The organism is Agriterribacter sp., from assembly GCF_035445465.1.
Classification (GTDB): Bacteria; Bacteroidota; Bacteroidia; order Chitinophagales; family Chitinophagaceae; genus Agriterribacter.
Genome location: NZ_DAOMQT010000082.1, coordinates 1 through 12363 on the forward strand (window position 1 = coordinate 1; position 12363 = coordinate 12363).

The 12363-nt window shown below is 39.9% G+C and carries 12 protein-coding genes; 1 reads left to right on the forward strand and 11 read right to left on the reverse strand.

Annotated elements, in window-relative coordinates; translation table 11 throughout:
* Positions 1–107: 107 nt before the first annotated feature.
* Positions 108–1187: a DUF6807 domain-containing protein gene (locus tag PLE34_RS20570; protein WP_324560117.1), complete on the reverse strand. Its 1080-nt coding sequence runs from the start codon at positions 1185–1187 to the stop codon at positions 108–110.
* 165 nt (positions 1188–1352) lie between these two features.
* Between PLE34_RS20570 and PLE34_RS20575 the strand changes: the two genes are divergently transcribed.
* The gene (locus tag PLE34_RS20575) at positions 1353–2711 is read left to right on the forward strand and encodes a Gfo/Idh/MocA family protein (RefSeq protein WP_324560119.1); all 1359 of its coding nucleotides are present in this window, start codon (positions 1353–1355) and stop codon (positions 2709–2711) included.
* Between the two features lie 327 nt (positions 2712–3038).
* On the opposite strand, the gene PLE34_RS20580 is transcribed toward PLE34_RS20575, so the two are convergent.
* The 10 genes from PLE34_RS20580 to PLE34_RS20625 all read right to left on the reverse strand — a co-directional run bounded on the left by PLE34_RS20580 (position 3039) and on the right by PLE34_RS20625 (position 12099).
* The gene (locus tag PLE34_RS20580; protein WP_324560121.1) at positions 3039–4175 is read right to left on the reverse strand and encodes a DegT/DnrJ/EryC1/StrS family aminotransferase; all 1137 of its coding nucleotides are present in this window, start codon (positions 4173–4175) and stop codon (positions 3039–3041) included.
* Positions 4176–4228: 53 nt separating this feature from the next.
* The gene (locus PLE34_RS20585) at positions 4229–5314 is read right to left on the reverse strand and encodes an ATP-grasp domain-containing protein (protein WP_324560123.1); all 1086 of its coding nucleotides are present in this window, start codon (positions 5312–5314) and stop codon (positions 4229–4231) included.
* 52 nt (positions 5315–5366) lie between these two features.
* On the reverse strand, positions 5367–6251 hold the full coding sequence (locus PLE34_RS20590; protein WP_324560125.1) for a sugar-transfer associated ATP-grasp domain-containing protein: 885 nt from the start codon (positions 6249–6251) through the stop codon (positions 5367–5369).
* A gap of 365 nt (positions 6252–6616) precedes the next feature.
* Positions 6617–7237: a sugar transferase gene (locus PLE34_RS20595; RefSeq protein WP_324560128.1), complete on the reverse strand. Its 621-nt coding sequence runs from the start codon at positions 7235–7237 to the stop codon at positions 6617–6619.
* Between the two features lie 53 nt (positions 7238–7290).
* Positions 7291–8310, reverse strand: a complete 1020-nt coding sequence (locus PLE34_RS20600) for a 3-oxoacyl-ACP synthase III family protein (protein ID WP_324560130.1) — start codon at positions 8308–8310, stop codon at positions 7291–7293.
* A 13-nt stretch (positions 8311–8323) separates the two neighbouring features.
* On the reverse strand, positions 8324–9382 hold the full coding sequence (locus PLE34_RS20605) for a 3-oxoacyl-ACP synthase III family protein (protein ID WP_324560132.1): 1059 nt from the start codon (positions 9380–9382) through the stop codon (positions 8324–8326).
* A gap of 10 nt (positions 9383–9392) precedes the next feature.
* Positions 9393–10157 carry an SDR family NAD(P)-dependent oxidoreductase gene (locus PLE34_RS20610; RefSeq protein ID WP_324560134.1) on the reverse strand — a complete coding sequence of 255 codons (765 nt, stop codon included), beginning with the start codon at positions 10155–10157 and terminating at the stop codon, positions 9393–9395.
* A 35-nt stretch (positions 10158–10192) separates the two neighbouring features.
* Positions 10193–10429, reverse strand: a complete 237-nt coding sequence (locus PLE34_RS20615; protein ID WP_324560136.1) for a phosphopantetheine-binding protein — start codon at positions 10427–10429, stop codon at positions 10193–10195.
* A gap of 62 nt (positions 10430–10491) precedes the next feature.
* The gene (locus PLE34_RS20620; RefSeq protein ID WP_324560138.1) at positions 10492–11130 is read right to left on the reverse strand and encodes a PglD-related sugar-binding protein; all 639 of its coding nucleotides are present in this window, start codon (positions 11128–11130) and stop codon (positions 10492–10494) included.
* 42 nt (positions 11131–11172) lie between these two features.
* The gene (locus PLE34_RS20625) at positions 11173–12099 is read right to left on the reverse strand and encodes a glycosyltransferase family 2 protein (RefSeq protein WP_324560140.1); all 927 of its coding nucleotides are present in this window, start codon (positions 12097–12099) and stop codon (positions 11173–11175) included.
* Positions 12100–12363 lie beyond the last annotated feature (264 nt).

Genomic DNA, 12363 nt, shown 5'->3' on the forward strand with positions numbered 1-12363 from the left:
AACAATATGGCGCCTATAACAACAATTAAAATAAGATTTTTCGACTTCATGTGTAGTGTTTTTTATTTAGTAAAAATACATATCCAAATATTAATATTTGCAAAAGTTTATCTGGTATTCTGAAAGAAGTCCCCGGCCACCAAATTGATCTCCTCATTGCTCAGCCTTTGTTTTCCGGAAGCGATTACTACCCTGTAGCGAAAGGTAACAAACTGTCCCTGCTTTAAAGCAAAGTTGAGGGTTTCTTTTCCGTTACTGAATGCTTTCTGTCCTAAAGGATTAGCGGCAAACAATCCGTAACCCCGTGCATGCCAGTACGTGGGGTAGCCTGCATTACGGGGATGATCAATAATAACAATACTGGTAGTGTCGTTTCCCTGTTTTCCGTACAGCATGCACCATTGTGCCCTGGTGCCCCATGCAGCATCGCCTTCTTTGCCCTCGCTTGTAATATAGTTTCCCGATGGCGCTCCGTCTGCACTGCCCTCTATTACCGTAACATTTCCCTTATCATCTTTGAATTCTTTTTTTTCTTCAGAAGGCATCTCCAGTTCATGCGCCAGGCGCAATCCCAGCATGCCATCCTTCACATCAGGCATATTTACATCCTGTGCTGCAGTAAGGGTGGTTATTCTGTCTATTATTCTTTTATCTTCGTCTGCCCTGAAAAAATAAGTAGTCGTTTCATTCAGCAATACCTGGTTTTTCTGATTTTCCCAGGTAGCCTGCATTTTTAATTCTCCTTTTTTGCCACCTTTGGTTTTAACGATCTTCTTTGTTTTTATCCAGCCATACTTATTTTTTTTATCGGCCGGTATAGCATAGGAATTGTTCCAGAAATCAAGCCCATTCACGCTTTCATAGTTCAGCCACAAGCCGGTGTGATGGGGATGGTCGGTTGGCTCGTTAGCACGGGGAGCAAAGGGAAAACCACGGGTGATCAGTTGTCCGTCGGGAGCATATATAGGATATAAAAAAGGCTTTTCCAGCGTGTCGGTATATACCAGCTCTGTAAAAGGCTTTCCGGCGGCGGTGATGGTTACTTTTTGGGACGCATCAACGGGTGTCACTTCAATATTATACACCTGTAATTTGCTTTTGGAAGCCTGCCCGTAAGCAGTAACGGCGCCTGTACAGCATAATACCAGAATGGAATATCCTAAAAAAAAGGAATGGCTTTTTCTCATAATTAAACGTTTATAAATTAGTATCCTGTTGATCAATATGTCTCTTATTATTAAATAACTTTAGTTACGGCTCCTGCAAAATACTATAATCTGTTTTGTTTAGAGCCCGTAAAAGATAAAAACTACTGTTCTTTCACTTAAATTTATTGATCAAAGCATTATATCATGGAAAATTCACGCAGGGAATTTATCAAAAAAGGCTCAATGGCAGGCCTGGCCACGTATATAGGAACCATGGGGCTCAGCGCCAAAAGCTATCGCAATATTATAGGCGCCAATGACCGGGTGAACGTGGGCGTTATCGGCTATTCCGACCGGTTCAGAGGCTCCTTGCTGCCCTCATTCGTTAAGCTGCACAAGGAGCTGAATTTTGATATGGTTGCCGTTTCGGATATATGGAAGAAGAGAAGAGAGGAAGGCCAGTCCTATCTTAAACAGCAGTTGGGGCACGATATTACCGCCTGCGCGAATAACGAGGCATTGTATGATTTGAAGAATATTGATGCGGTATTTATCAGCACGGCCGATTTTCAGCATGCCCTGCATACCGTTGAGGCCGTAAAAGCCGGCAAAGACACTTATACCGAAAAACCGCTGGCCGAAACAATGGAAGATGCCAGGGCTGTGCTCAAAGCGGTGAAAGACAGTGGTAAAATTGTTCAGATTGGTTCCCAGAGAAGAAGCGGAGCCACATACAAAGCCGCCTATGATTTTATACAGGGCGGAAAGTTTGGTCCCATTGTAATGGTAGAGCTGATATGGAATGTAAACCAGCCCGGCCGCTGGCGCAGGCCTTCATTAGTTCCACAATTGAGAGAAGAAGATACAGACTGGAAACGGTTTTTAATGAACCGGCCTTTTGAAAAATTCGATCCCAGGAAATACTTAGAGTTCCGTTTGTTTTGGCCATACTCTTCCGGCATTCCCGGGCAATGGATGTGCCACCAGATAGATACGGTACATTGGTTCGCCAATTTGCCACACCCCCGGAGTGTAGCCGTTAACGGTGGAATCTATGCATGGAAAGACGGAAGAAAAAATGCGGATACATTAACGGCTGTGTTCGATTATGGACCACTCAATGACCCCTCTGCCGGTTTCCAGGTGATTTTTAGTTCGCGTATGACCAATGCAACCGGGGATGTAAAAGAGATTTATTATTCCAATGGCGGCACGCTTAATTTAGATACGAACCAGATCAGCCCCGAAGGCGGGTTAAAAGAAAACCACGCAAAGGCAATGGGTATGAAGGCTAACCTTTTGCCCGCCATGTCGCTTAACGATATGGCAACCAAAGTAACCACCGATGCTAATACCGGCAGCGATGACCTTACGCTGTCGCATGTTCGCAACTGGATGGAGTGTGTTCGCAGCCGCAGGCAGCCCAATGCGCCAATTGAAGCCGGCTACAATCACGCTATTGCAGTCATCATGTCAAACGCGGCATACCGCACCGGGCAAAAGATTACGTTCGATGAAAAAACACAGGAAGTGATGGCGGGGGGGAAGCCGTTTAAATATTAATTGGAGAAGAAGGCAGGTTATGCTATAAATGTACAATAACGTAAGTTTTGGATGTTATTAAACCACATAGAAGCATAGGAAACATAGATTTCACATAGGCACTAAGCAACACGTTATGGATTTCTCTTTATCTTTGTGCGCTATGTGTTTATGTGGTAATTTCTTCAAAACCATAAACAATAACAAACTGATTTTCATTTCCGAATATCCAAAATTCACAATACAATAGACTGATCCCGGCAAGGATATCATAAAAAAAGCAAAAGGTCAGGAAATACACCATCTCCTGACCTTTTGCTATGAGTTAACGCTGATATAAAGTGCGGGTTAAGAAAAGACCGCTCTTATTGCTGTTAAAATGCGGTTACGCTCTTCATCCGTTAAATTTGAGCCGGAAGGCAGGCATAAACCATCTTCAAATAATTTTTCTGCCGTACCATCTCCATAAAAAGGAGCATCCTTAAAAACGGGCTGACAATGCATGGGTTTCCACAAAGGACGGCTTTCGATGTTTGCTTTTTCCAGCGCCAGCCTGAGCGTTTCACGGGTGATAGCCGGATGCTGGATCAGAGCTGTAGTAAGCCAGTGATTAGAATAGTATCCTTCAGGCGCTTTTAAAAATCGTATAGCGTCTATATCGTTCAACGTTTTATTATACCATTCAAAATTTGCCCTGCGTTGCAAAACGCGTTGTGGTAAAACTTCCATTTGCCCCCTTCCTATGCCCGCGCATATATTACTCATCCTGTAATTATAGCCAATATGAGAATGCTGGTAATGGGGTGCGGGATCCCTGGCCTGCGTAGACAGGAAGCGGGCTTTTTCGGCCAATTCGGGTTCATGCGCCACCATTGCCCCGCCGCCCGAGGTTGTAATGATCTTATTTCCATTAAAAGACAACGCTGCTATTACGCCATAAGTGCCGCACATTGTTCCGTTAATATGGCTACCCAGCGCTTCTGCGGCATCTTCAAGTACAGGGATTTCATACCTGTTGGCAATAGTTATTATTTCATCCATTTTGGCAGGCATGCCATAGAGATGAACAGGAATAATAACTTTAGGCTTCCGGCCTTTTGCTATCCTGTCTTTGATTGCTTTTTCCAAAAACCAGGGCGACATATTCCAGGTATCCGGTTCGCTGTCTATGAATACAGGCGTGGCACCCTGGTATGCGATAGGGTTCGCTGAGGCTGAAAAAGTCATACTCTGGCAAATTACCTCATCACCGGCTTTAACACCAAGCAGTATCAATCCTAAATGGATGGCTGCCGTACCGGAGCTTAGCGCAGCAACATGTAAATTATTTTCCTTTTCAGGTAAAAGAAACCGGGCGATATCTTTTTCAAGTCCGTTTACATGCGGGCCAAGCGGAGCCACCCAGTTTGTATCAAATGCTTCATTTACAAATTTCCTTTCATTACCACCCATATGAGGTGAAGAGAGCCAGATTTTAGGTTGCATTTATAAATAAATTATTAAACTGTAATAGCACTATTAGAAAATTCACCTCATCGCTATTTCAAAAGATCGGATTCTTTTAAGACAATTGGGTAGCCATCCACATCTCTAAGAAAGATATAATCCTCATTAAAGCTATAATGAATTGTTTCAGAAGAATTGCTTCCTTCATCAAATAGCCGGAGTAGTGTTTGCAAAGGTAAGTTAGCCCCACCTGCTGCCATAGAGGAGGTAAAAGCCACGTGCCTGATGTTAACTTCCGTTATCTTAGGTTTACCATTAATATCTTCTTTAAAATCAATTGTAAATATTCCATTGAGACTAGTACCTATTTTCTGGGAGATAATATTTAAAGCGTTTATGGAAATATCCACCAGTCCGGGTTCATTCAACAATCGTCCGAATGAGGTATTGCCCGTTATTCCCGATGGAGCAATTTTTGACATAATGTACTTTACCCTTTCCGCAGAAGCCGTTGCCAATAACTCATTATTAAAATAAAGAAGTTTGCATGCCATGTTCCGGCCCGGTAAATATTCAGTTGCAATAAATTCGGAAACATTCGGATTCAATGTAATCCATTGGGCCAATATTTCCTGGTTATTGATTTTTAATGACCCCAGCCCACTTGAGCCTTCCGTGCCTCTGACCCAGAATGATTGACCTAATTTCCTTGTTAAATTATCAAAAGCAAAGTGGGTTGGATTTAATTTCAAATAATCGGGTATGTACCCTGTACCATTCAGCAGATCATGCAATTTGTATTTGTTCACCAATTCGCTTGCTAACCTGTAATCCGGTAAATGAAGCTTAATTTCCTTTCTTAATCTGCTATGATTTTTTGACCACTCCAGCACTTCCGCTTCTGGCAGAATAATTGCAGCATCAATAGCATTATTTTCTATAATAACATTCACTGCATCCCAGTAGCATTTATCATCCGCCCGCGGCACAACAAAAGCTTTGCAAAATAAATCTTTGTCATAAAGTCCGTAAGCCAAAGGATTTGAATCTACACCTATAAATTCAAACGAGTTTTTATACTCTCCTCCAAAATACTTAATAGCCCGCACAAAAGCGCGTGGCGTGGGTCCTCCAACACCTGTTATCAAAATTCTTTTTACAAACGTCTTATCCATCATAATATAGTCTCCAGAAAATATACTTTCCAATTATATACTCCCGATGCATTGGTTATATCATAGTTGAATATTGCAAAAATTCCTTTTTAAATCCTTTTCGTCCGGGAGACATACTTAATAAATTCCAATTGTGATTGCCTTCAATTAATACAGGACCTTCGTTGGTTATGGCAACATCCCATCCTACAGAACGATTTCCGGAAGTTAACGCTGATACTTTAATTACCACATTTTTGCATTCGTCCCAATAAGGAATTTTAAACCCGATAACAGGCGTCTGGGTAACGGGGTGATAATATACATCTGGTTTTGTGATATCCAGATATACACCCGGTCCGGAAATTACCCCTGTTTCTATATTTATAGCTGCACCAAAATTTACCCCATAATTACCAACAGACAGGTTATCCACGCTTGAATTGACACTGACCCTCAAAAAAGCAAATAATATGATTACCCTGCCTTCAATGTATTGGGTAACTACCCTTACCGTATTTACGCCACTGGGCGACATTCGCATTAATTCATCATGCTGGATAACATAATGTTCAGCTAAATCAAAATGCTCCGCCTCCATTAGCGCTATTACAGATTCCGGAATACCTGATGGTATTTCTATCACTTCTACCTGCTTACCCGCCCCGCCGGTTGAATTTTTGAGCACCAGCTTTTTCCCCGCTTTGCTTAAAAATTCAGTGGCAAATTTTTTATCACTCTTCAGCATAGCAATGCTAGCCCACTGCCTGCCGGAAAAATCATTCAATAGTTCTAAAAACTTTATTTTGTCATGCAAAACGGCTCTTTCCTTTCTGGGATTCATCTTTAACTGATACTCATACATAAATCCGGTACAGGGATAAGTTGCCCTTTCTTCCTCTGATAAATCAAAAAAATTAAATGAAAAATAATCGAGCGGTGATGCATTATGCTTAAACATAGTATATATCACCTCTTTATATAGCCGGAAGAAAGAAACTCCTTTTTGTGCTTTGACAAACCGGGAGTATTTAAAAAATAATTTCCAGTTGGTTTTGAAAAGGTAATAGGGTATATATAATAACCGTTTGGTAATCATTCTGCTAACATAAATAGATTAGAATAAATATCATCGGTTATCCATAAGAATGAATTAATATTATTATTACAAATTTGAATAATTCAAATCCGGGAGAGCTATGAATTGACTATTAGGGCTTTAACAAGATGCATATAAAAATGCCTGGTAAAAATAAACATTTTCCTTTATACTTGCAACCTTTCTATCAAGATACTCAAATTGTATATATAACGTTCCAGGCCAAATCAACTCATCTTGTTTTCAATTGTACCCATAAATGGCCGCATAGGAATACTATCTTCAGCATTAATGCCTTCACTTTTAAATACTTTGAACAGGGTTAGTAAAATAATCTTTATATCCAGTAAAAAAGAATAATGATCTATATACCATACATCATAATTAAATTTTTGCTCCCAGCTAATGGCATTGCGTCCGTTTACCTGAGCCCAACCGGTAATACCCGGCCTTATTTCGTGACGGCGTTTTTGTATTTCATTATACAGAGACAAATAAGAAACTAATAAAGGTCTTGGTCCAATAAGGCTCATATCGCCCTTAATAACATTCAAAAGCTGGGGAATCTCATCAAGGGATGTTTTTCGCACAAACCTGCCAATCCGTGTCATTCGCAAATTGTCGGGCAATAACTTTCCATCAACATCCCTATCATCCGTCATCGTCTTAAACTTAATAACTTTAAATATCTGCTCTCCTTTACCAGGCCGCTCCTGTAAAAAAAACGGCTTCCCTTTGTTTACTATAAAGAGCAATATTGTTACTATACCAAAAAGGGGGAGAGCGATAATAAAAACTACAGTTGCAATCAGGAAATCAAAAACTCTTTTTAAAAAGGACCTATACATAACAGATTAAAGTCATTTTAAATATTAGTATAAAAATATTCTTGTAGAAAAGATCAGAATCGAAGCACAGCTCCCCCCCACGAATATCCTACTCCAAAACCCGCCACAAGCACTTTTGAACCTCTTTTAATCTTTCCTTCAAGTAAAGCCTGCTTCATAGCAATAGGTATGGTTGAAGAAACTGTGTTTCCGCAATGCTCCATATATATATAAAACCTTTCAGGAGAAATTTTGATCTTCTTACGAAGGTACTCAAGCATAAATCTGTTTGCCTGGTGAAAGATAAACAGATCAATATCTTCCTGTTGCAGATTGTTTCTTTCCAGAATATTCTTTACAAGAACAGGCACGGATTCCAGCGTGAAATTAAAAATTTCGGCACCATTCATATAAAGGTAATTATCATTAAAAATATTTCCTTCCTTATCCTCCTGCATAGACTTATCCGCTGTTTTAGGAAACCGCATTGCCCCATTTTTTACAATAAGATTTTTAGCACCTTTCCCATCCGTTCCCAATACTACTTTATCAATCTTTCCCCCTGCCGGGTTAGCCGATATTAATACAGCCGCTGCCGCATCGCCAAAAATTGACCGGTTTCCCTTGTCTTCAGGATGCAAAAAACGACTATAGGTTTCGGCGGTAATTAAAAGCACGTTGCTAACATCCCCTGCTGCAATCAGTCCTTTTGCGAGACCAATTCCATATACAAAGCCTGAACAACCCTGGTTAATATCTATGGCGCCGGCTGTTGAAGACAACTGCAATCTTTCGTGCACCACACAGGCGGTTGCAGGCAAAAAATAATCAGGACTTTGTGTACATAATATCAAATAATCAATATCGGCCGGATTCAAATTATCCTCATTAAAAAGATTTTGTGCCGCTGCCACTGCCAGATCAGAAGTAAATTCATCCTTAGCCACTACTCTTCTTGCAGCTATGCCTACCTTATTCATGATCTTAGCTACACTCCATTCCGGAAAAGCTTTACTAAGCTGTTCATTCGTTAACTCCGTTGAGGGTAAGCAATAAGAAATTGCGGCTATATAAGCAGAAGAATAATCAGACATATGTTTGTTTCCTTTACATTTCAATTAATTCGGGCACTACAATATTGCTAAAAGTACCATAGGCAGTACCCCACGACAGTCCGACTCCAAAGCCACAAAGTAGCAGCCTGTTCGTTTTTTGCTGTAAATCCGTCCTCATTTCCGTAACCATGGTAAGCGGTATAGATGCTGAGCTGGTATTTCCAAAATGCTTAAGCGAGTAAGGGACTTTATTTTCCGGAAGGCTTAATTTTTTCCTGATCTTTTCATTCATCATCTTATTGGCCTGATGAAATATGGCGTAATCAATGTCATCATTGATTATGTTCAGGTACTCCATTATTTTTCTACAGGTTTTGGGCGCTTCGCTTATCCCAAAAGAAAAGACATCCAATCCATCTAAGTGCAAATTTACACTATTCCTGATAAGTCCCTGTTCATTGCTTCTTTCGACCAGGGAAGTTGCAGAAAAAGGATTACGAAATCCGCCATCCGGAACAATAATAGCTTTGTAGCCATTACCGTCTGTAGCCAGATGGAAATAAATCCCTTCCGCCTGTTCGTCATATTCGAGGATCGTTGCCGCTCCGGCATCACCGAACAACATGGCGCTGCTTTTATCCTTTTTACTTGTCGTTTTGGAAGCAGTATCTCCAACAATCAAAAGTCCTTTCTTAATTTGTCCACTGGAAAGGTAAGATGAAATTATACTCAGGCCATATACATACCCGCTACATCCTAACGGCACATCAAATGCAAGTGATTCTGTACTCAATTTCAACCTATCCTGGATAATGCAGGCGGTATTGGGTAAAAAATGAAAATCAGGAGTTTGCGATACAAAAACAAGTATACCAATTTCCATCCTGTCTATTTGCAACTCATCCATTAATTTTTCCGCTGCTGCCACACCTAAGTCGGAGGTACATATGTCATCGCCTGACACCCTGAATTCCTCAACGCCTATGTTACCGATAAAAGCATTAATATCATTTTCAGGGAATATTAAATTATCAATATTTCGCACTATATTTTTGGGAACACATGCGCTTATCCCTTTTACGGCTACGCACTTATTATGAAGTAAAGCCATATTAAACTAATTAATCTATAAGTTTGTATCTTCCACCATCAAGTGTAAGCGATTGTCCTGTCATCCATTTAGATGCCTCTGCTAATAAAAAAACAGTTGCATTGGCAACATCCGCCGCTGTCCCATATCCGAGCGGGTATTTCTCCTTATCCTTGTCTATAGATTCCCTGGAAACCACATCTTCCATTTCTGAGGCCATAGCAGTTTGAACCATGCCCGGTTCTATTGAATTTACTCTGATTTTTTGTGATGAAAGTTCGTTCGCAATCACTCTGCCGGCGGCCGACAGGGCAGCTTTACTTCCCGTATATAATAATGAAGATTTGGTTCCTATTTGTTGAGCTACCGATGAAATCAATACAATTGAGGAATTGTCGTTTTTACGTATTTTCTTTTGACGAACAATTTGGGACAATAAGAGTACAATTGAAAAGTAATTTATATTCAATATTTCCTCAAGGGCCTGCCGTTTGATAAATTTTAAAGGTAGCATTTTCGCTATACCTGCAGCGCATACTACTCCGTTTACTTCAGGCATCGCATCAACAACTTTTGCAATACCCTCATCCAGCGCCAAATCTGCATGAATATAGGATGCCTTATCAAATCCTAATTCATTCGTCATTTCCTGCAGCATTCCTTCCCTTCTTGCTACACCAATGACTTTTCCTCCAGAAGCTACCACTGCCTTGCAAATATTTAGTCCAATACCCGATGAGGCGCCGGTAACAAGAATATTTTTGCCTTCCAGGGAAAAGGGAGACTTATATTCCATCTAAGCCAGTTTTACTTATTATCAAAAAAATAAATTTATGCCGGCTTGTTTTGTACTATCCTGTCAAACAATTGTTCAATTGTGCGGGTTTCTCTCAGATCTGCTCCTGTTAGTTTTTTATTGTAATTTTCATCTACCATAGCAATGATCATTAATGCGACCATTGAGCTCCACTCTTCCAGTTCTTTAAATTCAGTATCAAATGTAATAACAGACGGGTCTGTTTCATCGAATTGCTCCGCAAAAGATTGTAAAAACTGATTTTTTTCCATGTTATTTGCTTTTTTGAAATTCGTTATTTTGTTTATCCGGCTGTTTTGTTTCAAATAAACACCTAAACCCCGGTAGGCATGGCCGGAACACCCAAGTAGTGTCCTTTATCTTTAATACTTTTAAATAAAACAGACATGGGCGCTATAATGTTGCCATTGCCAACTTTTTTATATTGCAAAATGCCTGAATTCATACCAAAATCATTCTGATCTCCGATTTCAACGCCACCAGAGATTAACGTTGATGGTGCGAATGTATTATAATTACCAATAATAGTGTCATGCCCCACTTTTACACCCGCATTAAAAACATTATAGTTGCCTAACCTATTGTCTGCAGACAGGGAAGAATGAGATTGAAGAATGTTACCAAGCCCAATACTAAGTGAATCAGCATGAAAAATCACACTTGGATGAATAATATTAGGAAATTGTAATTTATCTGATGTTAGCTTTTGTAGTATGGAAAGAATGTTCATGGATTTACCAGTGGCAATAACAACATATATATCCTCATTGATATTATTTAATTCATTCATAGTTCCCAGTACCTCATAGTCCAGGAAAAATTTCCTTTTTGGCACATTGTCATCAAAAAAGCCAAGAAATTCCCACTGAGGGCTAATTTTATTAATCGCTTCAATCGTTAAATAAACCTCTTTTGAAAATCCCCCGGCTCCTGCTATAGCAATTTTCCTCATTTTTATTTTATTTAGTTCAGTTAGCTATCTCCTTAAATACACTTATACGTGCTCCTGCCCGGAAGAAAGGCGCATTTTTCTTCTGGAAAATCGTTTAACCAGGAGCTTTCCCCAACTGGTGATCTGACGAAATTGAATATTGCCCGGGAAAAGTAGATAAGAATACCAGGCGGCTATCTTCCAATTGTGAGAAGCGATTTGCCATGCCCATTTGGTTTTTCCTTTAATAAGGTATTCTAAAACCTGGCGATGCAGAAATCTTGTATAGTATTTTTTCTGGTCTTTATCTTTGTAACTTTCAGGTGGAATATTATAGAGCCACAGTGCCTGCGGTTTTTGCAGTACTGCCATGGCACTGTTCTCTGCGTCAAGCCTGTACCATACTTTAACTTCCGGAGTGGCGGCTATACAGGCTGCTCTGCCCAACCTGGCCCACATATCATAATCTTCTCCCCGACGGATAGTGGTGTTAAAATATCCAATTTTCGCAAACACGCTTTTTTTTACACATACAGATGAAGAGTGCATCACGGGTCCTTTGTACACCTGCTTAAAAAAATCCCGGATTATTCCACGTTTCCTGGCGCCAAACACATTTAACGTAGCATTATCATATTTACAGGCATAACCGGTTGTATGACAATCTGCATCCGGATAGTCAGTAATCAACCCCTCTATCGTTTCCAAAAAGTCTGGTTCCCAATAATCATCAGCATCTATGAAAGCAATATAGTTATACCGGGCGAGCATAATACCCTCATTTCGGCTACTGGATACGCCTCCGTTGGGTTTATCCACTATTCTAATCCTGCTATCGTGGATGCCGGCTACAATTTCACGGCTTGTATCGGTAGATCTATCATTTATAACCAATAATTCAAAATTTGCAACTGTTTGTGCTAAAACTGACCTGATCGTGTTGTTAATGGTCTTTTCCTTATTATAAAGAGGTATTACAATTGAGAACATAATTATATTTTTTTATATCATAGAAGGCACAGCTTCGCCTCCTGAGCCACAAATTCAGATATGTATAGGAAACATCCTTAACGTCTTTGGCACCTAAAAATTGATATATTCCCAGCTTAATTTTATTGTTTTCAGTTAAATAGAACATTGGCGAGCTCCTCACAGGACCTATTGAACTTTTCTGTTTTTAAAACTCATGTTTCCTAAACATGCAAATTTATTGCCCAATATTATTCCTTTTATTATTACTTGCACTATTTTTTT